This window comes from Gillisia sp. Hel1_33_143, from assembly GCF_900104765.1.
In the GTDB taxonomy this organism is placed as follows: domain Bacteria; phylum Bacteroidota; class Bacteroidia; order Flavobacteriales; family Flavobacteriaceae; genus Gillisia.
This window is the reverse complement of sequence record NZ_LT629737.1, coordinates 1,338,925-1,363,062: the sequence shown is the minus strand read 5'-3', so window position 1 is coordinate 1,363,062 and position 24,138 is coordinate 1,338,925. Positions and strand designations below refer to the sequence as shown.

General features: G+C 35.0%; 17 protein-coding genes and 1 tRNA gene. 8 read left to right on the top strand and 10 right to left on the bottom strand.

What is annotated here, in order from left to right; genetic code table 11:
• Positions 1–16 precede the first annotated feature (16 nt).
• Positions 17–2,188, bottom strand: coding sequence for a S9 family peptidase (locus tag BLT84_RS06155; RefSeq protein ID WP_091268087.1), 2,172 nt, complete (start codon positions 2,186–2,188; stop codon positions 17–19).
• Positions 2,189–2,386: 198 nt separating this feature from the next.
• On the opposite strand from BLT84_RS06155, the gene BLT84_RS06150 reads away from it, so the two are divergent.
• Entirely contained in the window at positions 2,387–3,703 is a 1,317-nt protein-coding gene (locus tag BLT84_RS06150) for a hydroxymethylglutaryl-CoA reductase, degradative (RefSeq protein WP_091263620.1), read from the top strand.
• A gap of 25 nt (positions 3,704–3,728) precedes the next feature.
• Positions 3,729–4,643, top strand: coding sequence for a GYDIA family GHMP kinase (locus BLT84_RS06145; protein WP_091263618.1), 915 nt, complete (start codon positions 3,729–3,731; stop codon positions 4,641–4,643).
• Between the two features lie 207 nt (positions 4,644–4,850).
• Here BLT84_RS06145 and BLT84_RS06140 read toward each other — a convergent pair whose 3' ends face one another.
• The 6 genes from BLT84_RS06140 to BLT84_RS06110 all read right to left on the bottom strand — a co-directional run bounded on the left by BLT84_RS06140 (position 4,851) and on the right by BLT84_RS06110 (position 12,486).
• Positions 4,851–6,971, bottom strand: a complete 2,121-nt coding sequence (locus tag BLT84_RS06140) for a peptidylprolyl isomerase (protein ID WP_091263616.1) — start codon at positions 6,969–6,971, stop codon at positions 4,851–4,853.
• A gap of 96 nt (positions 6,972–7,067) precedes the next feature.
• The gene (locus BLT84_RS06135; protein WP_034886721.1) at positions 7,068–8,357 is read right to left on the bottom strand and encodes a hemolysin family protein; all 1,290 of its coding nucleotides are present in this window, start codon (positions 8,355–8,357) and stop codon (positions 7,068–7,070) included.
• Positions 8,358–8,551: 194 nt separating this feature from the next.
• Positions 8,552–9,115 carry an LPS export ABC transporter periplasmic protein LptC gene (gene lptC, locus BLT84_RS06125; protein WP_091263614.1) on the bottom strand — a complete coding sequence of 188 codons (564 nt, stop codon included), beginning with the start codon at positions 9,113–9,115 and terminating at the stop codon, positions 8,552–8,554.
• Positions 9,116–9,120: 5 nt separating this feature from the next.
• Positions 9,121–10,494, bottom strand: coding sequence for a tetratricopeptide repeat protein (locus BLT84_RS06120; RefSeq protein ID WP_034887690.1), 1,374 nt, complete (start codon positions 10,492–10,494; stop codon positions 9,121–9,123).
• A gap of 19 nt (positions 10,495–10,513) precedes the next feature.
• Positions 10,514–11,758 carry a hypothetical protein gene (locus tag BLT84_RS06115; protein ID WP_091263612.1) on the bottom strand — a complete coding sequence of 415 codons (1,245 nt, stop codon included), beginning with the start codon at positions 11,756–11,758 and terminating at the stop codon, positions 10,514–10,516.
• Positions 11,755–12,486, bottom strand: coding sequence for a type III pantothenate kinase (locus tag BLT84_RS06110; protein WP_091263610.1), 732 nt, complete (start codon positions 12,484–12,486; stop codon positions 11,755–11,757). Before BLT84_RS06110 ends, BLT84_RS06115 begins: the two co-directional genes overlap by 4 nt.
• Positions 12,487–12,608: 122 nt before the next feature.
• Here BLT84_RS06110 and BLT84_RS06105 point away from each other — a divergent pair.
• Positions 12,609–12,681 (top strand) — tRNA-Phe (locus tag BLT84_RS06105).
• Between the two features lie 81 nt (positions 12,682–12,762).
• Here BLT84_RS06105 and BLT84_RS06100 read toward each other — a convergent pair.
• The 3 genes from BLT84_RS06100 to BLT84_RS06090 form a co-directional block, all read right to left on the bottom strand.
• Positions 12,763–13,149, bottom strand: coding sequence for a response regulator (locus BLT84_RS06100; protein ID WP_091263608.1), 387 nt, complete (start codon positions 13,147–13,149; stop codon positions 12,763–12,765).
• A complete protein-coding gene (locus tag BLT84_RS06095) occupies positions 13,146–15,119 on the bottom strand; it encodes a PAS domain S-box protein (RefSeq protein ID WP_091263606.1) in 1,974 nt (657 codons plus the stop codon). Before BLT84_RS06095 ends, BLT84_RS06100 begins: the two co-directional genes overlap by 4 nt.
• A 100-nt stretch (positions 15,120–15,219) precedes the next feature.
• The gene (locus BLT84_RS06090; protein ID WP_091263604.1) at positions 15,220–16,242 is read right to left on the bottom strand and encodes a helix-turn-helix domain-containing protein; all 1,023 of its coding nucleotides are present in this window, start codon (positions 16,240–16,242) and stop codon (positions 15,220–15,222) included.
• Positions 16,243–17,161: 919 nt separating this feature from the next.
• On the opposite strand from BLT84_RS06090, the gene BLT84_RS06085 reads away from it, so the two are divergent.
• From BLT84_RS06085 to BLT84_RS06065, 5 genes are read left to right on the top strand one after another with little or no spacing between them, the layout of a single operon-like run.
• Complete coding sequence (locus BLT84_RS06085) at positions 17,162–17,497, top strand: arsenosugar biosynthesis-associated peroxidase-like protein (protein WP_034886740.1); 336 nt, start codon at positions 17,162–17,164, stop codon at positions 17,495–17,497.
• A 59-nt stretch (positions 17,498–17,556) separates the two neighbouring features.
• Positions 17,557–18,618 carry an arsenosugar biosynthesis radical SAM (seleno)protein ArsS gene (arsS, locus tag BLT84_RS06080; RefSeq protein WP_091263602.1) on the top strand — a complete coding sequence of 354 codons (1,062 nt, stop codon included), beginning with the start codon at positions 17,557–17,559 and terminating at the stop codon, positions 18,616–18,618.
• Between the two features lie 53 nt (positions 18,619–18,671).
• Positions 18,672–19,361 carry a DUF2064 domain-containing protein gene (locus tag BLT84_RS06075; RefSeq protein ID WP_091263600.1) on the top strand — a complete coding sequence of 230 codons (690 nt, stop codon included), beginning with the start codon at positions 18,672–18,674 and terminating at the stop codon, positions 19,359–19,361.
• A gap of 54 nt (positions 19,362–19,415) precedes the next feature.
• Positions 19,416–22,631 (top strand): SusC/RagA family TonB-linked outer membrane protein, encoded by a 3,216-nt coding sequence (locus BLT84_RS06070; protein WP_091263597.1) that lies wholly within the window; start codon positions 19,416–19,418, stop codon positions 22,629–22,631.
• Between the two features lie 32 nt (positions 22,632–22,663).
• Positions 22,664–24,106, top strand: coding sequence for a SusD/RagB family nutrient-binding outer membrane lipoprotein (locus tag BLT84_RS06065; RefSeq protein WP_091263595.1), 1,443 nt, complete (start codon positions 22,664–22,666; stop codon positions 24,104–24,106).
• Positions 24,107–24,138: the final 32 nt, after the last annotated feature.

The following is a 24,138-nucleotide window of genomic DNA, read 5'->3' as shown; positions in this document are numbered from 1 at the left end:
AAGTTAGTTTAGGTTATTATAAATTCTCTTCGATGAAATTCGTCATTTTGGTAAACAAGTGTAATCTTGTATTTCCACCATAAATTCCATGATTCTTATCTGGGTAAATTGCCCAATCAAATTGCTTGTTAGCCTGTATTAAAGACTCTATTAATCTCATACTGTTTTGAACATGAACATTATCATCTCCAGAACCATGAACTAATAAATATTTTCCTTCCAATTTATCTACATGGTTAATTGGAGAATTCTCATCGTATCCTGTTGGATTTTCCTGAGGAGTTGTCATATATCTTTCAGTATAGATGCTGTCATAAAATCTCCAGCTTGTAACCGGTGCAACAGCAATGGCCATAGAAAATACATCGTTCCCTTTTAAAATAGCGTTGGTAGACATAAAGCCACCAAAGCTCCATCCCCAAATACCAATTCTGTCTTGATCTATATAATTACGAGCTCCAAGTTTCTTTGCAGCAGCAATTTGATCTTCTAATTCAAATTTCCCAAGTTCATTTTGAGTTACTTTTTTAAAGGCAGCACCTTTAAATCCAGTTCCTCTTCCATCTACAGAAGCTACTATATATCCTTTATCTGCCAAAAGCTGGTACCAATAATCATTAGCTCCGAAATAAGAATTTGAAACCGTTTGAGATCCAGGTCCAGAATATTGGAACATCAATAATGGATATTTTTTAGACTCATCAAAATGAGATGGTTTAATCATCCACATATTTAATTCATTCCCATTAATCTCTATAGTAGAAAGTTCTTTTGCAGAGAAGTTATAAGCCTTCTCTTTTTCTAATAATGCTGAATTATCTTTTATTACTCTAACTAACTTTCCAGATTTAGCATCATGCAACGTATACTTATTTGGTGTGGTGGTATTTGTGAAGGTATTGATGAAGTAAGAATAATCTGCGCTAAAGTCTGCACTATTGGTTCCTTCATTCTCAGTTAGCCTTTTTTTGTTCTTTCCATTTGCCTTGATAGCGTATACATCTCTGTTCACACTTCCATTTTCTGTACTTTGATAGAATACGGTTTTAGACTTTGGATCAAATCCGTAGTAATTGGTTACTTCCCACTTCCCTTTAGTGATCTGATTGATCAGTTTTCCATTCTTGTCGTAATGATAAATATGGTTCCATCCATCTTTCTCACTAGTCCAGATAAAACTATTATCATCTAAAAATGTAAGATTATCGGTAACATCTACGTATGCTTTATCAGAATCGTTTAAAACCACTTTATACTCGTTGGTTTTAGTATTCACAAAAATAAGATCCAGATTGTTTTGATGACGATTCAACACCTGAGCGCTTAATACATCAGCATTGTTGGACCATTTAATTCTAGGAATATAGAAATCATTGTAATCTCCCAACTTTATATCATTAGTTTTTTCAGATTGAAGATTATAAACATGCAGTGAAACCTTAGAATTTGCTTCACCCGCTTTTGGATATTTGAAAGTAGAAGAAGTTGGATAAAGTTCACTTCCAAACATATCCATTGAAAATTCTGGAACCTCTCTCTCGTCAAATTTTAAGAATGCAAGTTTAGATCCGTCCTTATTAAAATCAAATGCTCTAACAAAAGCAAATTCTTCTTCATATACCCAATCTGTAACGCCATTAATATTTTCATTTATCTTTCCATCTGTAGTTACTTGCGTCTCTTTACCAGAAGCAAGATCTTGGATGAAGATATTATTATCAAAAACATAAGCTACTTTAGAACCATCAGGAGAAAAAGTAGGCTCCTGCACTTTTCTATCGGTTAACTTTTTCAATGATTTTGAAGACATATCGTAAACATAGAAGATACCACGAGAAGAATGTCTGTAGATCTGTTCCATATCTGTTCCTAATAAAACCTGCGCTTCATTATTGCTTAACTGATAACTAGAAAACCTGTTCACATCTTGAAGGTTCGCACTATTTACTAAACTTCTTTTCTTTTCGCCAGACTTATATGCGTAGACATCTATACTTGAAGTTCCTTTGGATCTATCCTGATTTAGAACAATATATTCATCTCCATTATTTAAAGAATTTAGAGACTCCAAGCGTTGCTGGCTAAACTCTCCATTCCATATTTCTTCTAGACTTACTTGTTTTTCCTGTGCAAAGATCGCTGAGGTTCCTACCATAAAAAGGGCAAGAAAAAATTGAGATAATTTCATAAAATGTTGAGAATATTTTTTGTAGGCCAAGTTTACTAAAAATTGAGCAAAAAACACCCGTTTTGTGTGTTAAATACTAACAATTTGTTAATGTGAACCACTGGTTTTTCTAATTAAATTTATTCTGCACACAATCAAATTCTTGGGTTTTATCAATAGTAAGAGTAATTGTATCTTTGGAATTCAAATCTTACTTAAATGAACAAACCTATTTCCGGCTTTTCCAAATTTAGCAAACAAGAAAAGATAAACTGGTTATCGCAAACTTATCTAAAAGATTCTGATACATCTGTAGCTGTGCTAGAACAATATTGGCATGAAAATGAAAAACTGCAGCAACTGCATGATGAGTTTACAGAAAATACGCTTAGTAATTTTTACCTCCCTTTTGGTCTTGCACCAAATTTTATGATCAATGGAGATCTTTTTGCGATTCCAATGACCATTGAAGAAAGTTCTGTGATAGCTGCTGCTAGCAAGGCTGCCAAATTCTGGCATTCTCGTGGAGGATTTAAAGCAACTGTTCTAAATACGGTAAAAATAGGCCAAGTACATTTTCTCTTTAAGGGAGATAAAAATAAATTAGAAGACTTTTTCAACTTTTGTAAACCCAAATTATTGTTTGCAGTAAGCTCTATAACCAAAAATATGGAGAAGCGCGGCGGTGGGGTTTTAGATATATCATTAAGAGATAAAACAGAATCTTTAGAAGGTTATTTTCAGCTTCACTGCAAGTTCGAAACTAAAGATTCTATGGGCGCTAATTTTATAAATTCTTGTTTAGAAAAATTTTCAGAAACCTTTAAATCGGAAGCACTCAATTATGAGCAATTCTCTCCTGAAGAAAAACAAATAGAGGTAATTATGAGCATTCTCTCTAACTATGTACCAGAGTGTATTGTTAGAGCTGAAGTAAGTTGTAAAGTTGAAGATCTTTCTGATGATAAACTTACAGAGCCAAAGATCTTTGCAGAGAAATTTCTTACTGCCATGAAGATCGCAGAAATTGAGCCCTATCGTGCAGTAACACATAATAAAGGCATCATGAACGGCATAGACGCCGTGGTACTAGCCACCGGAAACGATTTTAGAGCTGTAGAAGCAGGAATACATGCATATGCTTCCAGAAATGGGAGTTACAGTAGCCTCACTCACGCAAGTGTTGAGAATGGCATCTTTAAATTCTGGATTGAAATTCCATTGGCATTAGGAACCGTTGGTGGACTTACAAATTTACACCCCCTCGTAAAAGTTGCTATGGAAATACTTCAAAAACCTACTGCAGCACAATTAATGCAAATAGTAGCTGTTGCCGGTTTGGCTCAGAACTTTGCGGCCGTTAAATCTTTGGTGACTACAGGAATTCAACAGGGACATATGAAAATGCATTTAATGAACATACTCAATCAATACAATGCATCTAATGCAGAGAAAGATGAGCTAGTTCATTATTTCAAGCATCACACAGTTACTCATAGCAGTGTCTCTGAACAACTTGAAAAGTTAAGAGCCTAAGACCAATATTTAAAATTAGATTTCATTGAAAACATTTAGAAGCAACGGGAAACTTTTAATTACAGGAGAATATACGGTTTTAGACAAAGCCCTTGCACTTGCAATACCTACAAAATTTGGTCAAACTCTAGAGGTTAAAGCTAACCAACATGACGCAATTAGATGGGAAGCTTATAAAAACAACGGGCAACTTTGGTTTAGTGCAAACTTAGATCTTGGGGATATTCAAAATGGAAACCAGAAAAACCTTAACACGATTGAAGAAACGAGGTTATTAGAAATTTTGAAAGTTGCAAATAAATTAAATCCAAAGACCTTGAGCGCTGCCACTGGATACAATGTAATTACCAGGCTAGAGTTTCCACAAAACTGGGGCTTAGGAAGCTCATCAACACTTATCAATAACATTGCGCTATGGTTTGAAGTAGATGCCTATAAACTGCTCTCTTCCACTTTTAAAGGAAGTGGATATGACATTGCCGCGGCAAATACAGATTACCCCATAACCTATCAGCTTACCAACAGCAGAAGAAGTATTCTCACCTCCAACTTCAACCCATCTTTTAAGGATAGCCTGTTCTTTGTACACTTAAATCAAAAGCAGAATTCTAGAGAATCTATAGCACATTATAAAGCTCAGGATAAAGAGTCCTTAATATCAGATATAGAAAAGGTATCAGCACTTACAAGAAGCTTTGTAACCTGTGAAACTTTAGAAGAATTTAAGCTGCTCATGAACATTCATGAAACTCTTATCTCTAGATTAATTAACACTCCTAAGATCAAATCTCAGCTTTTTCCGAATTTTAAAGGCGCTATAAAAAGTCTTGGAGGTTGGGGAGGAGATTTTATACTAGCTACCGGTGGAAGTGAGGAACAGGAATATTTTAAAGAGAAAGGTTATAATACCATCCTCACATATTCTGAAATGACTTTATAGTCAATATCTCAAAATGATAATTTCTGCATTAAAGTTTATTAACTTTTCAGATTAACATGCCCAACTTATTATAGCATCTACTTTATTTTAGATCCAGAAATAACTTTAGCCCGAAATTTAAAGTCATATTCCAACAAAACAGAATTCCATAAAAAAACCCGAAGCTAATAGTCTCGGGTTTTTTTAATATGATAAACTTAAATTCTACTAGTAGAACTTAGCTCTGTTATCTTCAATATCTGCATTTTCTTTAAGTGCAGTGAACACTCTTGCATTAACAGACTGTCTTCTTTTAAGCGTTTCCTGATTTGCGAATGCTCTATATGATTCCATTTTTGGAGCCTTATTTATAGCATCAACCTTAACCACATACACACCTTTTTCTCCAGCAATTGGCTTACTCATTTCCCCTACTTTTTGAGAGAAAACTGCACCTACAACTTCCGGCTCACTTCCTGCACCTGCTAATGTTGGATTTTTAAGATTAATAGCGCTTGCGGTTTGCACACTAGAATTTTGAGATCTAGCGATATCCTCTAAAGAATTACCACTAATTTTCTCTTTGATAAGTTTCGCTTTCTTTTCTTTCATTAAGATCGGAGAAACTACTGCAGATGCATCTTCAGCAGATTCTGTTCCTTTTTTCTTAACAGCAGTTACCTGCGCTACCACATATCCTCCAGGAACTTCAAATTTCTTTATATCTCCAGCTTTAATTTCATCTTCAAATGCCCACTGTACAATTCTTCTTTGTGGACCTACGCCAGGAATGTTCTCATCTAGAGCCTTCATTCCTCTTACAGTTCTTACATTGAAATTGTCTGTTTTAGCTACCTCATTAAATCCTTTATCCTTAGCATTCATTTCAAACTTAGTCACCTTAGTAAAAAGATCATTGATAGATTTTTCTGAAGCTTCTATATTTCTAGCAATAGTTGCCACTTTTACAGCACGCTCTTCAGCTGTTTTTTCTTCTATATTGATTACATGGTAACCAAAATCTGATTCTACAACTCCAATTTGCCCAGCGTTGTTATTAAAAACGAAATCATTGAAAGGTGCAACCATTCTTCCCGGTCTAAAATAACCAAGGTCTCCACCATTTGCCTGAGAACCTAGATCTCCAGAGAATTCCTTCGCTAGGTCTGCAAATTTAGTCTTATCAGACTTTACAATATTTAAAATACTATCTGCTAAAGATTTGGCTTCTGCTTTAGTTCTATTAGTTCCATTAGCAGTTTGAAGTCCTTGCCAAGAGATCATTATATGACTTGCTTTTGCAGAATCTGCCATTTGCTTAGCATCTACCATCTTAGTCACTTTCCAGTAACCAGCTTCTTTGTAAGGTCCATAAACCTCACCTTTGTTCAAGTTAAAGATCTGATCTTTATAATCACTCTTTATCTCATCCTGAAAGAAGTATAGATCTTGATATTGGATATCTGAATTCTGATTTACATAAGTTTCAATGTTCTCCGCATCTTTAAAACTTGGTAATGTGTCATTCTGATTTGATGCAGCATTAAATTGAACTCTGCTAGACATTACATCTGACACAGTAGATTTTGCTTCTGCTTCATCTTCTACAGAAGCTTCCTCCTGAAAATATACATATTGTATATCTCTTGCCTTCTCAGTTTGAAATCTTTCTGAATGTTTTTTAACGTAATCTCTAATTTCATCTTTACTTACAGTAACCTCTGCATCTGCAATACTGCTGTAAGGAATTTGAACATACTTAAGATCTACATTATCATTCTCTAATTGATATGCTTGCTCACCTTCTAATAAGGTAGCTCCAACACCAGCTTTAATAAGATTGTAATAGATATTTTCTTTTGCAGCCTCTGCTACTGAATTCTCGTAGTTCAACCAGTTGTTGTAAGCTTCTGGAGAAGTTGCTTTTAAATTGGCAACATATTGTTGAAGTTTACTTTCATCAAACATTCCAGCTTCATTGGTAAAATTAGGGTTATCTGCCAATTGCTGACGCAATAACATTTTAACCTGAGCTTCTCCAACACCAATTCCAAGCTCTTCAAATTCTTCCTTTAAAATAACTTCTCTCAATTTCATGTCCCAAACTTGGTTCACCACTTGCGCAGTTGTAGCGTTGGGCCCCATGTTTCTTTGATAAGCTTCTACTTGTCTTGCAAAATCTTCACGACCAATTTCTTCACCATCTACCGTTGCAACTACGTTTTGAGACTTTTGCGAACTCATGCCTCCATTACGAATTACATCGGCAAGTACGAAAGAGAATAACGCCAGTGCAATGATAATTATTAAGAAAACTGAACGCTGTCTAATTTTATTTAATACTGCCATTTTTAGTTATGATTTATCTAATATAGTGGGCGAAAATAGTGTTTTTAGCCTAATTATAAAACTTAATATTTGCAAAATTTTAACGCTTTCCTCAAATTAGTCCTTATCCTTTAATTCTAGCTCTACTAATTCAATTTTTGTATTAGAAACTTCTAAGATCTTTATTTTAAAATTCTCTACTCTAAGCTCTTCAAATTGTTGCGGAATCTCTTCGGTATAATTAGTAATAAAGCCTCCAAGAGTCTCATAATTTTCCCCTACAGGTATATTCAACTTATATGCTTCATTCAAATAATCTACTTCTATTCTGGCAGAAAATTTATAATGATCTTCTCCTAGTTTCTCTTCAATTAAAATTACTGGATCATGCTCATCTTCAATTTCACCAAATAATTCTTCCACAATATCTTCTATAGTGATCATTCCGCTAGTACCTCCATACTCATCAATAACCACTGCAATACTTTTTCTCTTTTTAATAAGAATGTTTAATACATCTTTCACCCACATGGTCTCAGGAACAAAAACTACCGGTAACAAGGTAGATTTTAATGTTTTAGGCTTTTTGAATAATTCAAAAGAATGTATGTATCCAATAATATCATCTATAGTTTCATTATAGATAAGAATTTTTGAAAGTCCTGTTTCTGTAAAGGTTTGAATAAGGTCTTTTGGAGCCACGGTATGGTCTACCGCTACGATTTCTGTTCTGGGCACCATTACTTCTCTCGCTTTAATATCAGAAAACTCTAAAGCATTTTGAAAGATCTGAATTTCTGAATCTACCTCTTCATCAGACTCCACAGTTTCCATTTGCTCACTAATAAAATTCCCAAGATCTAACTTGCTAAAAGCTAATTGCACTTCATCACCATCAGTTTTAAAAAACCTTTTTAAGATCACGTCTGAAATCCATATGACGAAGGAAGAGATAAAACTGAACAGCAGATAGAATAAATAAGCAGGGAATGCAAAGAACTTTAAAAGTGAATTTGCGTAGATCTGAAAAAATACCTTCGGAAGAAATTCTGCTGTGAACAAGATCACCAATGTAGAGATCACCGTTTGTGTAAATAAACTAAAATCCACCACCAAAGCTCTTAAAAATGAATTATCTACAGGAAGTAAACTTCCAAGCCACATCATAATAAGGTCTCCCATATAAAAACCATATACAACCAAAGCTATGTTATTACCCACCAACATGGTAGCAATAAACTTTGAAGGTTTTTTAGTGAGTTTCTTTAAAACTTTGGCAAGAAATCCAGCTTGTCTTTTTTCAATCTCTATAAAGATCTTATTAGAAGAAACATAGGCTATCTCCATACCCGAAAAGAATGCGGATAAAATTAGAGTTCCTATAATTATGAGTATGTTAACTTCCATAAATTATGAACGATTGCCCTTCTCAATCCTTTTCCTAAACCTGCGTTTAAAAAAGAACATAAAAATTGCGAGTACGGTAAAGAAGATAAACAGATACGCTCTATTTCTTTCCAAGTTCCAAAGTCTTATGGTTTCAAACAGAAAGAAAGCTGCAATTACTAAATAAGCGTATTCAAAGTATTTAAAAAATTTCATCATTTGTTCTTTTCTTCAATTACCTGTATTCCCACATTGGTGCGAGAACGGAAATTACTAAAATTTAAATCGGAATCAAAGCCTTGCCCATCATTACGAGCTCCATTGGCAAACCTTATGGTATTTGCTTTATCTGTAAACACCCACGCTAACGATTGATCCCAAAATAACTGGTCTGCTTCCAATTTTGTACTATCAGATGTTACCAAAACAACATCACCCTGAAGATCTATTAATCCTGGACCATCATAGATAATAGCATAATTTGCAGTGACTGTATTCTTATTATTATCCTCATCAAAAAATTCGACTTTTACACCCTCAGGAAATTCTCTATAAGGAAATTCAAGATTGGTAAAATCTAACATCTTCGGACTTTTTAGAGTTGCTACCACCCTACCGGAATCTGTATATTTCAAGAACATCTCTTCCCCAATAGTTTGCGGACTATCTGCTTGTTGATCTAGCGCCCTAACCTGATTAAGATTGCCCTGACATGAAAAAAGCATTGTCACAGCGATAACTGTGACAATGCCTGAATATATATTTTGATATGTGATCATTGGTATTACAATGAAGGAACTCTCACGCTCTCACCAATCCAACATCCTATGCTGATTGATTGACCTGCTTTTCCAGCCTGGAAAATATCAGCTTTTTGAGGAGCTCTTCCTTTGTATGCAGCTACACTTTCATTTGCAACTCCACTTAAAGATGGATCTACACTTCCAGCTTTTGCAGCATAGTTAGCAGCTAACCAGTATACGGCTCTTTTACTAAAGGCATCTGTACCACAGCTGTTAGCACTTTGCGCGTACATATTTGCTATTTGCAAGTAAGCTCTTCCTGAAGAAGGCTTCGCTTGAAGCGCTTTTCTATAGTACGTTCTAGCCTGACCAAAGCTTCCTTTTTTCTTATAGTTATCTGCAATCTTCATGTAAACTCTAGACTTATCTGAAGGATTAGTTTCTAGATCTGCAGATTCGTTATAATATTTAAGAGCTTGAGAAGCTTGTCCTTTTGCATCCGCTAATTGACCTAAATAAAGAGCAGATTTTGCAGAAGGCTCAGCTTTGTGTAAAGCTTCAGATAATTTAAAGAAGATCGGATCTTCAGTACAATCTTTAGCAGACAATCTTCCTGTTGCAATTTTCAACCAAGAAACATCATCTTTTCTTGCATCAAAATCTTTATTGTAAAGAGGAATCAAGTTATCACAATCTGCTCTCTGACCTAATTTACCATTAATACTGCTTTTTACAGTACTATAAGCCTTTAAGTTGATCTCAGAATTCTTAACTAATCTTTCTTCTTTAGCAGTTAAAGCCGTTCCTGCTTCTTGTTTCTCTAAAAGTGGAGCAAGATTTTCTGCTAGAGAATTTTCTTCTTCTTCTACTTTAGAAACAACTTCATCATAGTTAGCAAATACATCTTCTAAACTTTTCTTTCCTTCATCTTGTAGATCTACAAGTAAAGAGAAGTAAGCATAAAGTGCTTTAGCACTAGTAAAGTTTGCTCTATCAGCTTTAAAAGCCTCATCAAATGCGTTGAATTGCTCTTCTTTAGTACCAATACCATTGTCATACTTTAACATTGCAATACTAGCCTGAACATCTCCAGCACTTGTTTTATTTGGAAAATATTTTAGACGATCATTCATTAATTGAATCATCTCTTCAATAAAAGCTGTTTTTTGATCTGCCTGAGCATTATCGATTTTATAATTAAGCACACGTTCCAAATATTGGAAGGTTGCTAAACTATATGTTGGGCAATTTTCTTTAACTTCCATTAAAGGCTTGTATGCTTGCTCATATCTTTGAGCTTTTGCATCATCATAAGCCAGCGCTGCCTTAGTAGCGCAATCTGCATTAGATTGAGCGTGTAGCACACCAGATCCTAATAACAATCCAGAAAGGGCAATTATAAATTTAGTTTTCATTTTCTTGTTTTTATTGTGGTTAATCAAATTTACGTTGCTGGAACCATTTGTCGTTCAAAGATAAACTTATTGAAACTTTAAAGAAGTTTTCTTTAATTAAACCAGAACTTGTTGTACCGCGCTGTCCATACTCTAGTCCTAAGTTTACATTTGAGAAATCTGTTCCTGCTGGTAGACCTAATCCAAAAGATATGCCAAACTCGTTGATATCTTCATTGTTGATACTTAAGCCAGTTTCTTCATACCTCACACCGGCTCTATAAACAACTCTACTTAAGTAACTTGTAATAGAATTATACTTAGGAATATAAAATCCACCCAACCTATATTGAGAGGCGTCTTTATAATTTGAATTCTGACCTGTAATTGAAGAATTAAGACCAAAATCGCTCGCTTTTAAGTTTGTGTATTCCGCACCCATAAACCATTTGTTCACCTTTCCAAGTCCTGCACCTATGGTAAGCTGCCCTGGTAGCGTTAACTCATTGTCTTCAGAATTTACATCAACTTCATCTGTAACCTGTTCTGTACCATCCAGCCCAATTCTAACTGTTGCGGTATTCACCATTTTGTCTAGATTGATACTCATCTTAGGCGCAAAGGTGATTGCAGAGTACATTCTAACATCTTCCGATAGATCATGCTGATAGTCTAAACCAAAATTATAACTAAACCCTTTAAAGTCGTTTCTAGAAATTTCTCGAGTTCCATATTGCACTCCAGCCTGAAAAGCTGTGAATGTATTTTGAGAATTCCCAAAATTATAATCTGCTTCTACACCAATACTCAGATCTTCAGTAAGTGCATAACCAGCGGTAAGAAAAACCTTATTCATACCACCTCTACCTGTAAATCTATTGGCAGTTTCTTCATTAACATCTAAAATTCTATATCCAACAGAGGTATAAGGAATAAGGCCAAGACCAAAATTAAGTTTTCCGGTTGGGATACCAATCGCCAAATAATCTAAGGTTGTAGTTTTACTATTTTCAGAGCCTTCATCTGCCGTAAGCTTAATACTTTGTGTACTTCCTGCTACGGTATAGGTTGTTAACTTCAATCTTCCGTAAGCGGCAGGATTTCTTAGGTTCACATGTATACTATCTGAGAATAGCCTAAGCCCTCCCATAGATTGATTTTCTACAGTTCCTTTAAATTTATTGAGTCCAATTCCGTAATAAGAATAAGGGGAGGATGTTCCTTCCTGAGCAGCCATTAACACGGTAGATAACAAGGCTACGATTATTATAAATCGTTTAATCATTGAGATTTATTAAATTCTAAAATATAATTCAATCCTTCGAGGAGGAAATTAGAGTTCGCAAAGATGCTATTTTTTAATCGTTTACACAAAAATTGTGCATCTCCGCCTGTCAAAATAATTGTTAAATCTTTATACTGAGCACTATAGGCATTTATCACCCCATCAATTTCAGCTGTAATTCCCACAATAACACCAGAATGCATGCTATTTTTAGTGGAATTACCAATAAGTGCTACATCTTCTTCTGGTTCTAATAACGGCAAATTTTGAGTAAACGTATTTAACGCATTATATCTCATTTGCAATCCGGGAGAAATCGCACCTCCAAAATATTCATTTTTGCTGGTAATAAAATCGAATGTGATACACGTGCCGGCATCAATAATTAACACATTTTGCTTTGGATATTGAAAAGATGCTGCAGACACCAGCGCTGTTCTATCATTTCCCAGAGTTGAAGGAGTAGCATAAAGGTTCGTAAAGACTTTTGGAAGCTCGGGAGTAAGAATAGTGAGATCTAGCGTTTCCTCGATCTTTTGAAGCCACTTTGGAGAGGTTTTAGCTACCGAAGAGACCATACATTTGATAGTTTGAGGGTACTTTTGAATTATTTCTTCAAAATTTTTTAAAAAATCTTGTTTGAGACAAATTTTTTTTGTGATGAATTTACTTTGCTGAAATACAGCCATTTTGACCAACGTATTTCCAATATCGACGACTAGATTCATAGGTTTTATTAAAAAAAACGAAGTTACAAAAGCATTTTTTTAAAATTTCATTTGTGAGAAAGTAAAATTGAAATTATATTTGCACCCGATTGAGAGGCTTACTACAAGTTTTTAAAGCAACTGGTGCCTTAGCTCAGTTGGTAGAGCAAAGGACTGAAAATCCTTGTGTCCCTGGTTCGATTCCTGGAGGCACCACCTTAAAAACCCCTAGACATTTGTCTTGGGGTTTTTTTAATTTATAGAGATTGAGGAATTTGATTAAAGAAGGAATATCTACTAATATAAATTTTCCCCAAGCTCTCTAAGCTTTGCAATGCTTACGGGTTTACTTAGAAATCCGGAGATCTCCGGAATCGCATTTGCCTTCGACTTATCTGAGGTTGCTATAGAAGAAGTAACTATATAGATCTTGGTTTCTTCTGCAAATTGAGGTCTGTATTCTTTAAGTGCTTCCAGAAATTGCCAGCCATCCATTTCAGGCATATTTATATCTAACAAGATCACTGTTGGTAATGAAACTTCTGAATTTTTAAAATAATCTAGCGCTATATCTGCACGACTATACACCACGATCTCACCAAAAGCAGACGAGCGGTTTATCATCTTTTTTATGATGAGCTGATAGATCATATCATCATCTATAACACAGATATCTTTTTTCATTTAAAATGCACTTTAAAATTTGAACCTTTTCCCACAGTGCTTTCTACATTTATTTTAGCATCCATGGCATCCAATTGATTTTTTGTGATAAACAATCCCACTCCCCTAGAATTAGATCTCCCGGTGAACGTTTTATACAATCCAAAGAGTTTATCTCGATGTTTTTCCAGATCTATACCAATACCGTTATCTGCAATTTCCAACACCCAACCGGCACCTTCTTTTCTCCCGGTAATAGTTACTTCTAAAGGAACCGCTTTGTTTCTATACCTCAACGTATTAGATAAGAAGTTAAGCAATACACTTTCCATATAGGCCGCATTAAAGTCTACAACCATCTCTTCAGGAACCTTAACATTATAAACAGCATTCTTCTTCTCTATTTCGAACTTTAACAGATCTAAAGTTCTGTTTATATATTTAAGCACAGAAACTGGCTCTATTACCAGATCTATATTAGAATGTATAGAAGTAACATCATTTAGATCTACCAAGGTTTGATTAAGCGAATCTGCCACGTTAGAAAGCATCTCAATATATTTTATCTTCTCCTCTTCCGACTCTGAATACTCATATAAATTTAATATGGATTGAAAATTGCTGGAGTGAGATCTCAAATTATGAGAAACAATATAAGAAAAGTTAAGCAATCTTCTGTTTTGATCCATTACCGTTTGATAAGAACGCTTAAGATCTGTTTCTGCCTGCTTCTTTTCTGTAATATCTTCCACAATAGCAACATGAGTTGTTGGAGACTCTCCCTCATGCCACATTGCCGAAACCGTAAGTTTGATCCAAACTACCTCTTTATCTTTTCTTATAATACGCTTCTTCATGGTGTATTCTTTAAATACTCCGGCTCTTAAGCGTTCCATGTTTTGCATATCTTCCTGTAGATCTTCCGGATAAGATAGCTGCATATAATCTAAGGTTAAGATCTCTTCTTTACTATAACCTATAAGTTCTCTGCATTTTTTATTGGCATCTAAGATCTTTCCGGTACTTGAATCTAAAAGCGCTACGCCAATGGCAGCCTGATTAAAAATACTCCTAAATTTCAATTCACTTTTAATTAATTCTCCCGCCTGAGAATTAACGAGCGCCTGTAATCTTGCTGGTTGTTTTAATAGCTGAAACATCGCCCAGCCTAAAAATAAAGAAGATAAGATCACCAGGATCAAAAAAGGAAGAAGCATATAGAAATTTGCATTCCGGTTTACCGGAGATATGTAGAATTTCCAGTCGCCATCAGGCAAAAGTACTGTTTGTGAATAAGATCTATCTAGCTCCGCTTTGTTTGGAGAATAAACAATCTCCTCTCCTGTACCCTTTTGTATCTTGGAAAATTGAAAATTATACTTATCCCCTACCAATGGGAATATGCCCGACTTATCTAATAGATTATCGAACTTTATAATAATAGCAGAAAAACCCCAGAACTTATTCTTAATAAAGACAGGGAGTCTCCCTAAAATTGCATATCCACCCTGCCGTAATTCAAAGGGACCTGCAAAATACATTTTACGTAATTGTATAGCTTTATATGCTTCTGCATTTATTTTGCTGTCTTTTAAGATATCATATCCAATAACACTCCTATTTTCTTCAAATGGATATACTTGCTGAATAACACCTCCGGGCACCATTTGAACTCCATCTATAAAGGGATTATCATCTACTAGGGATGGAGCTACTTCATAAAAATTATTAACAGATCCAGAATCATCTATGAGTAACGCCAGACTTAAGGCTACAGAATAACTGTTTTTTAGAGAGTGATTTATATTTTGCTCAACAAGATTAACGATATTGGTCATCTCTCGCGTATCCGATTCTTTTAAGATCTGATAGCGTTGCCAAAGACCGAATAGCCCAATAGATAGAAAGAAGATCGTTGTACAAATAGCAACCACAAGTGGGCGCTTAAAAAAATTAGTGAAAATCTTTAAGAGCCTGGAGGTTGAATTCATACTATAGACAATGAATTATAAAATTGAGCTGCGATAATGTAATGCTTGTGGAATCTAATTTACACGTATAACTAACTTCAAAATAATACTACCTTATTACCTATACGCTGGTAGTTTTTCGTGTTTTCAGGAAATATTTTGGATTTACCCCGTATTTTTCTTTAAATATCTTAGAAAAATAACTCCTGTTATTTAAACCAATAGCGATCACTATCTCAGAAATGTTCTTTTCTGTTGTCATTAGCATTTCCTTGGCTGCTTCTAATTTTTTATGCTGAATATATTTATTTACCGTAAGATCATACACATACTTAAAGCCTTCCTGCAATTTATTAACGTTGGTCCCTGCCTCTTTGGCAAGACTTTCTACCGTTAAATTACTGGCAAGATCACCCATAATACGTTTGGCTACGTAATCTACCTTATGAATATCAGATTTTCTTAAAATGGTTGGTAATCTATCTTCGGCCTCATCATCTTGATATTGCGCGATCTGAATGACCAACATATGAAAAGACTTCCCTTCTAAGAAAATAGATCTCAAAAAGCCTGTGTAATCTTGTGTATTCATCTCCTCCATAATATCTGCAGCTTTTATACTGTAGTTACCCTGATAGAAGAATTTATTTTTAGAAACAGAATCTTTGAACAGATCTTTAAGAGTTGGATCTAGATCTCTAAAATCGTAATTAGTTCTGTGAGAAAAACGAGATCTAATAATTTCCAAACTAGATACATGTGTTTGCACATTAGCCTTAAAATAAAGCACATGCCCATTATATCCACTACTGGAAACTATAATATTTTGATAAGCATCCATTTCGTGAACTTCTTCACTTTCCTGAAAAGAATGAGCTACCTGCCCTTCCGAGCAAAATATGAATTTAAGAGGATGAACGGTGTTTAAAGAGAAATGAATAGAAACATCCTGATAGAACTTACAATTGTAAGAAACTATACCCATACCACAATCAAAACTGATGCCCCTAATATATCCTTCTCCAAATTCTTCTGGAACATGAATAGTGAGCTCTCCACTTCCATTTACAACAGGAGCATTTAAGTGCTCTGAAATATCTTGAAGAATTTCTACTACAGGTAAGGTCTTAACGTCTATTCTCATAACAATACTTAAACTCACTGAAATTTCTGGCGAGTTCCAGCCACAAAATTAACAATAATTTACAACTTATCCATCTTTATCGTAAAGACGTAAAAATAAGGGATGATAATTCTAAAAAACAATAAACCTACTAAAATAGAAGCATTGGAGGTAACTTTAATTCGTATAACGTTACTCCATACGAAAAAAGATAAATAATTAAAATTTAAAGTTTTGTTAAAACTATCAATTTTAATTTTAATAACGTTAACTCCCTCTTTAAAATAAATTGATATTTGTGGTATCAGTATTAGCAAAGATCAATTTGTTATTTTCTGAATTAAACTGTACACCATGAATATATTATATTATTTAATGGGGTTTGAGGTACTACTAGTAGTCTTTCTAACTGTTTTCTTTTTCCGAAAAATAAAGAGAACGCTTCGCAATAAAGATAATTGATCTTAGTTAGATCAATTTTGAAACTTCCCCTAAATTACATTTACAAACAAATGTCTACTTATCTAGACATTTAAAATCAGGAGGCATAAAAGCATTTTTTAGATCATTTTTTTTTAATATTAAATGATCATATTCAATTTGAAACAAAAGGCAGCTATTTAAAATAGTTGCCTTTTTAAATTTAAGCCGCTCTGTAAAAAAGCGATCTTCAAACTACTTCTACACTAAATGTAAGTACACTTTTATTCCTTTAAAGTGAAGACCTAAATTCTAAGTTTGGTTATATTCTGATATTCAGCTTATACATTTTAAAATTGATAAGAAAAAACTACAGAAAGCTTAATTATTTTAAATAATTACTACTTAAAATTATGAATCATTTCTTTAACTTATATATTTACTGCAAAACCAAAACAGACACAGTTTCGTAAGTATTATAATTACTTGCGATTAATTCTAAATACAAACCTTACTTATTATGTCTAAAACTTATTATGATCCAGCCGATCTTAGAAAATTTGGAAAAATTACAGAATGGAATGAAGAATTAGGAACCAAGTTCTTTGATTATTACGGAAAAGTATTTGAAGAAGGAGCCCTAACCGCAAGAGAGAAATCACTCATTGCCTTAGCCGTTTCGCACGTTGTACAATGCCCTTATTGTATAGACGCTTATACAAAAGACGGACTTCAAAGAGGAATTAATAAAGAGGAAATGATGGAAGCTGTTCATGTTGGTGCTGCCATTAAAGGTGGAGCAACCCTGGTTCACGGAGTGCAAATGATGAATAAATATGACAAATTAAGCATGTAAGATGGCTTGAAATCTCAATTCTTGCTGGATCGAGATTATAATATATTGAACTTATATCTATGACCTTATTAAAATCGTTGTCGGCTAGAAAAGATGATCTATCCAGTCCAGACAATCAATTAAAATTTTTAAGCAACGGAATATTTCGTGAAGGCGAACTGCCTTATTTTAAAGATAAGATCGCCGAAACAGGACATTTTCCTCTAAAGCCTAAAAAACTAGAGATCCTACAGCTTAATCTTGGTTATATGTGTAATCAGGTATGTTCTCATTGCCATGTGGATGCAGGTCCGGACAGAAAAGAGATCATGACGGTAGATACCATGAAGCAGTGTTTGGAAGTTATAAAAACCACCGGGGCTCATACGCTAGATCTTACCGGTGGAGCTCCAGAGATGAATCCAAATTTTAGATGGTTTGTTGAAGAAGCTTCTAAAGCAGGTATCAAAGATTTTATTGTGAGATCTAACCTTACCATCATCCTTGCCAACAAAAAATACCACGATCTTCCGGAATTCTTTAAAGAACACAATGTCCATGTAATTTCATCTTTACCATATTATAAAAGAGAGAAAACAGACAAGCAGCGTGGAAGTGGCGTTTTTGATAAATCCATCAAAGCTTTACAAATGCTGAATGAAGTTGGGTATGCACAAGAAGGTACCGGTTTAAGATTAGACTTGGTCTACAATCCTTCAGGAGCATTTTTACCAACAGATCAGGAAGCGATGGAACGCGATTTTAAAGAAGCTTTAAAAGAAGATTTCAATATAGATTTTGGGAGTTTATTTGCTATCACCAACCTTCCTATAAGTAGATTTTTGGAGTTCCTTATAGCTTCAGAAAATTATGAAGATTACATGTATGCCTTGGTAGAAGCCTATAATCCTGCAGCGGTAGAAAATGTTATGTGTACCAATACGATCTCTATTAGTTGGGATGGCTGGTTATACGATTGTGATTTCAACCAGATGTTAGATCTTAAAGTAAATAGTAAGGTGAAGCATATTAGCGAGTATAATGAAGATCTGCTTAACGACAGAAACATCATCATTTCTCAACACTGTTATGGTTGTACCGCAGGCGCCGGAAGCAGTTGCCAAGGAACAGTTATAGACTAAACAAAAAATTATAGAACAACGCTAATAGGTTTTATAAAGCCACCTCTTTTTAAATGACCAAAAAAACTGCTGTCTTGATATTTGCAAATTCTTCTGCGGAAGAGCAAATGCAAAAGGCTATTCCTAAAGGTCAGGCATTATTTGATGTCCTAAATAATAAGACACTTAAAACTGTTCAAAGATCTGAATTGCCTTATTTTCTTTATACTGAAAAAGAGCAAAAAGGAAATTCGTTCGGGAGTAGATTTGTAAACGCAATTCAGGAGGTATTTGATCATGGTTTTACTAGTATAATTACTATTGGAAATGATACTCCACAGCTTACAACATCTCATTTAATTGCTGCCGCAACACAATTAGAAGCAAGTAAAGTTGTAATAGGACCTTCTACCGATGGAGGTTTCTATTTAATGGGTCTTGAAAGATCAAAATTTAATGCAGCAACATTTCTAAATTTACCCTGGCAATCTTCCAAACTCTGCAAATTTCTGGAAGCGGTTTTAACCGAAACTTATACAGAGATTGTAAAATTAAAAGTACTGAATGATCTTGATGGTTTTAAAGATCTCTCATTTTTTAGAAATTGCTTTACAGGAATTTCAGTAGAAATTACAAAACTGATTCTTGCTCTTTTCAGATCAGGAAAAAAAGTTAATAGTCTTCAGAATTTTCTGATCTCACTTTTACAATTCCGAATCTTATTCAATAAAGGCTCTCCAAACCTTATTATTACTTCCCTATAACCCAACCGACATCTTTCGGTTTTCGATTATTTATTATTTCACATATTTTATCTGATGAAAATTATATTCATGTGCCTGGCATTTTGCCTTGCAGCAACTGGTTTTGCTCAAACTAAAATTACAGGAAAGGTTTCAGACGCTTCTGGAAATGGAATTGCTTTCGCCAACGTGGTACTTAAAAACACCAATACAGGAACCACCACAAATGATGATGGTTTCTATAGTTTAGAACTTCCCAACCTCAACGGAACTTTAGAAGTATTTACTCTTGGTTACCAAACGGTAAGCATTCAAATTAATGGTCAAAATAATATCAACGTTACTTTAAATGAATCTGCTACAGGTTTAAATGAAGTAGTGATCACCGCTCTCGGACTAAAAAGAGAAACCAAAGAATTAGGATATGCTGTACAAAGCATTCAGCAAAAAGAAATTTCTGAGGTCAAAGCAGTCAATTTCTTAGATAATCTTAGCGGAAAATTAGCCGGAGTAAGTATTAGTCAAGGTGCTACTGGGGTGGGTTCTACTTCTAAGATCACCATTAGAGGGGAAGCTTCTTTCTCTAATAACAATCCGCTATTTATTGTAGATGGAACTCCAATTAACAACAACACTGTTTTTGCTAATACTTCTGAAGCTGCCGCAGGATTTCAAGAAGTAGATTTTGGTAACGGAGCGATGGAAGTAAATCCTGATGATATTGCGTCTGTTTCGGTTTTAAAAGGAGCAAGTGCCGCAGCTTTATATGGAACTAGAGCTTCCAACGGAGTGATCATTATCGAAACTAAGAACGGTTCAAAAGCTAAAGGCATGGGGATTAGTATTAATACCAGTCTTTTTATAGATACCGCTTTTCAACTTCCGGAATTTCAGAATGAATACGGACAAGGGAATTCCGGGAAATTTGAATTTAAAGATGGCCTTGGTGGTGGAGTTAATGACTTGATTACATACAGCTGGGGCCCAAGATTGGATCAGGGAACCTTGATTCCTCAATATGATAGTCCTGTGGTTTTACCAGATGGAACTATTGTTCGTGGTGGTGATACTTCGCTGTATAGCGACCTTCCCATTACTCCCACTCCTTTTAATTCGCATCCAGATAATTTAAAAGATTTCTATGAAACCGGGGTAACTACCATCAATAACGTATCAGTTTCTTCCGGGTTTGAGAAAGGAGATTATAGACTTTCTTTTACAGATCTTAGAAGTGAATCTATTATTCCGGGTGTAAATCTAGATAGACAAACCGTGGCTGCTAAACTCAATTTTAAGCCGCTACAAGGAATGAGCATCAACTCAACCATTAACTATGTGAATTCCGGAAGTGATAATAGACCTGCCAATGGATATGGTTCAGAAAATCTAAATTACTCTCTTGTAGCTTGGGGCCCGAGATCTTTGAATATTCAGAATTTAAAAGATTACTGGCAACCGGGTCTGGAAGATGTGCAGCAGATCTCTTATAATTATACCTATTTTGATAACCCATATTTTATGCTATATGAAAATACCAACTCCTTCAACAGAGATCGTGTTTTCGGAAATCTTTCTATCAAACAAGAGATTACAGATCATTTAAGTTTGGCGGTACGTACCGGAATGGATTATTCCAGTGAAAATCGTCAGTTCAAGAGAGCATTCAGCTCCAATAGATTCAAGAATGGTGCTTATGGCGAGCATGAAGTTTTCTTTAGAGAGATCAACACAGATTTCCTTCTGAATTATAACAAGGTATTTGGAGCTATTTCTGCTGATATTTCTTTAGGTGGAAATAGACTAGATCAAAACGCTTCTACCACACAATCTCAAACCACCACTTTAGCACAACCCGGAGTTTTTAAACTGAACAATGCTGCCTCTCCAATTGAAGTTTTTCAATATGAATCTCAAAAGCGGATCAATAGCTTGTATGGAATTGCAAAATTTGGATATAAAGATTTCTTGTTTGTAGATGTTACCGGAAGAAATGATTGGTCTAGCGCTCTTGCAACTCCATATTCTGTAGCTAATACTTCGTTTTTCTATCCTTCAGTTTCGGGAAGTTTTATACTTTCAAATGTTACAGAATTGCCTCAATTCTTCTCTTTTGCTCAGCTTAGAGCCAGTTGGGCACAGGTAGGAAATGATACAGATCCCTATCAAACCACAGGAGCTTTTGTTTCACAAACACCTTATATGTCTCAGCCTACTTTTAGCGATCAGAACATCATCTCAAATCCAAATTTAAAGCCAGAGAGAACTACCTCTTATGAAGTTGGTGCCGATATCAGATTCTTTAAAGACAGATTGAATTTTGACCTTACGTATTACAATGCCTTAACAGAAGATCAGATCTTATCTTTACCAATTGGAATCTCTTCCGGATATACCCAAAAAGTGGTGAATGCAGGGAAAGTTAGATCTCAGGGAATTGAGATCATCGCAGGAATTACACCAGTAAGAAATAGCAATTTTAGTTGGAATAGCACCTTGAATTTTAGCAAAAATGTGTCTAAAGTAGAAGAACTTCCGCAGGAAGCAGGAAGATTGACGTTGGCTTACAATAGAATTTATGACAATCCGGATCAAACGGTTTGGTTACAAGTAGAAGAAGGCGGAAAAATTGGAGATCTATATGGAACCGGATACCTAAAAAATGAAAATGGAGATTTCATCTTAACGGAAGCCGGAAGATATATTGCAGATAACAACCTTCAGAAACTCGGAAACTACAACCCAGATTTTATGCTTGGATTCAACAATCAATTCAACTATAAAAATTGGGACCTTAGCTTTTTATTAGACTGGAGACAAGGCGGAATTTTAGTTTCAAGAACTTTAGCTTTAGGAGCTGTTGGTGGTCAATTAGAAGAAACTTCTTATAGACCGGAAGCAGGAATTATTGCAGATGGAGTAGTAAACACCGGAACTTCAGAAAATCCAATTTATGTGCCTAATACCACAGCTGTTTCTGCAGAATCATATTACCGTCAGTATTACGATAGAAATCATGAAGAGAACAACGTTTATGATGCTTCTTACCTAAAACTAAGACAATTTGCTGTAGGCTATACTTTTAACCTGAACGAGGGAGCACTTGGGTTTATGAAAGATGGAGCAACCATAAATCTTTCTTTGGTTGGAAGAAATCTATTTGCATTTAGTGAAATTCCTCATTTTGATCCTGAACAATTAGCGGTTCAAGGCAACGGATTTGTAAGTGGTGTAGAAGATATGTCTTATGCTACCACCCGAAGTTTTGGATTTAAAGCAGGAATTAATTTTTAGGCGCTAATAGCCATTTAAAAATAGTATTTAAGATGAAAAGATTTATATATATAACAACACTTTTTGTAGCATTTGCAGCCATCTCTTCTTGTACCAAAGATTTTGAAGATATCAACACCAATCCAAATGCACCTTTGCAAGTTCAGCCAAGTTTACTGTTGAGGCAAGTCATCTACGATTATGGCGAAGAAATGTCTTATGAAGGTTTTGTTGCCGGAAACTTGCTCGGCCAGTATTTAACAGCTTTAGATTTCAACCTTTTTGACAGACATGCTTTAAAGTCTCCGCAACTTGGAGGTAATCCTTGGCCTGTTTTTTACACCAATCTTCGAGATAACGAGATCATTTTAGAACAAGCCAGAACTACAGAAGCTAATCGTGTTTACGAAGGTCCGGCACTTATAATGAAAGCTTATATGGCCGCTGCGCTCACAGATATTTATGGAGATGTACCATATTTTGAAGCTTTTAAAGGTAAAGAAGTTACCACCACTCCAAAATATGATGCTCAGGAAGTTATTTATTTAGCTGAAGGCGGAATTCTTGATAATCTCGATAAAGGGATAGCAGCAATTCAGAATTACAACGGCGCTATCAAATTAGAAGGAGATATTCTTTTTAATGGAAATCTTGATAACTGGATACAATTTGCAAATTCTTTGAAGATTAAAAGTTTGATGCGCATTTCAGAAAAGATCGATGTTGCTTCACAATTACAACAAGTATATCAGGAAGGCAATTTCATCAGAACGAATGCTGATAATGCCACTTTTGATTTTACAGATGGGGAGCCAAATAATTTTAGACTGGCAAGACTAAGAGCCGGAGATTTCAACAATTTCGTGATGTCTGAAACTATAGATGAAATTTTGCATGATCTGGAAGATCCAAGAATTGAGGTGTTGTTTAGACCCACAGGAAATGATCCACAAGTTTACAACGGACTCATCAACGGAATAGATGCTTCACAAACCTCCATTTCTCCTGCAGATTATTCGTACGCAGGGAAAATCTTTAGAGAAAACTCTGGAATGTTAGACGCTAATTTTATGACAGGATGGGAAACCAACTTTCTATTAGCCGAAGCTGCCGAAAAAGGATATATTCAGGCAGATCCTAAAATGATATATGAGCTGGCCGTTACCCAAGCTTTTGAATATTGGAACACTGCATTGCCTCCGAATTATTTAAGCGCTACGGCTGCTTATGGTGCAGATGGAAAAAATAAGATCGAACAGATCATCACACAAAAATGGATCGCTAATATGATAAACGGGTATGAAGGTTGGACAGAATGGAGAAGAACAGGTTTTCCAGATCTTAAGCCAATTTCTGCAAGTTTGAATAACGATCTCATTCCTGTTAGAATGCCTTACCCTACTGAAGAAGCTGCACTAAATGCCCAAAATTACAATCAGGCAGCTAGCACTACAAATGACAATAGTATCAATTTCCCGGTTTGGTGGGATGAGTAGTTGATAGAATTCAATTTCTATCTTGGTTTATT